Source organism: Haloferula sp. A504 (genome assembly GCF_044385805.1).
Lineage (GTDB): Bacteria > Verrucomicrobiota > Verrucomicrobiia > Verrucomicrobiales > Akkermansiaceae > Haloferula.
Genome location: NZ_JBISBU010000183.1, coordinates 1 through 737, shown reverse-complemented (window position 1 = coordinate 737; position 737 = coordinate 1). Strand labels below are relative to the sequence as shown.

At 54.1% G+C, this 737-nt stretch carries 1 protein-coding gene; it reads left to right on the top strand.

Going from position 1 to position 737, the window contains the following annotated elements; all coding sequences use genetic code 11:
• Positions 1-469: hypothetical protein (locus tag ACG2LG_RS24080; RefSeq protein ID WP_396263440.1), on the top strand; the 469-nt coding region annotated here is incomplete at its 5' end.
• Between the last annotated feature and the right edge of the window lie 268 nt (positions 470-737).

Genomic DNA, 737 nt, shown 5'->3' with positions numbered 1-737 from the left:
CGCTGCGCGTCCATCCGAGGAGCCCGGTGCGGTAGTTCCGCACGCCGGGATCTGCGAGGGGGGCGCCGGGCGACCGGCGTCCCTACCTCAATCGCTACTAAAAATGAGGCGCCTTTCGAGACGGCACTTGGTCCACGCGGTGTGGTTCTCTACCTTGGCAACTTTTTCATCGTGTGTTATTCCTCCTCCTTACTTCCTAACATTTCAGGAGAACGCTGGAATGCCAACCATCAATGAGGAGGGGAAGTTTGAGGATACTCCCGAGAATCGGAAGTATTTCATCACTGCGCATGCCGATGCGATGCGGAAAGAAGCAAACGGACAGTTTCCAGAGAAGAACTGGAAAGAGAGATGGAGGAGGACAATCGGCACGATAGAGGAAGGGAATGTGAATCCGAACTGGGAGAAGGCAGCCATTCGGGGATTACGACGAGACTTTGGGTTGCCGGTTTGGGACTTTATGTACTAGCAATCCTGAATGTGGCCCGATCCGCCCCACCGGAGCATCAGGCTACTCACAGCTAACGAAACAAAAGCGAACAAGACGTCGCTCTCAACACCTGCCCCTCCGCGAGTTCAATCCGCCATGACTATTCAAACTTCAACCCGCAATCGAAGCCTCGCCCTCGGGCAGGTGTGAGAGGACTTCGACGTTGCTATGGCTGCTTGTTTGGCAAGGGGCAAATTGATGTTTTTTCCATAACTCGTGGGGAGTGATAGTTTAACTTCGGGGAAGG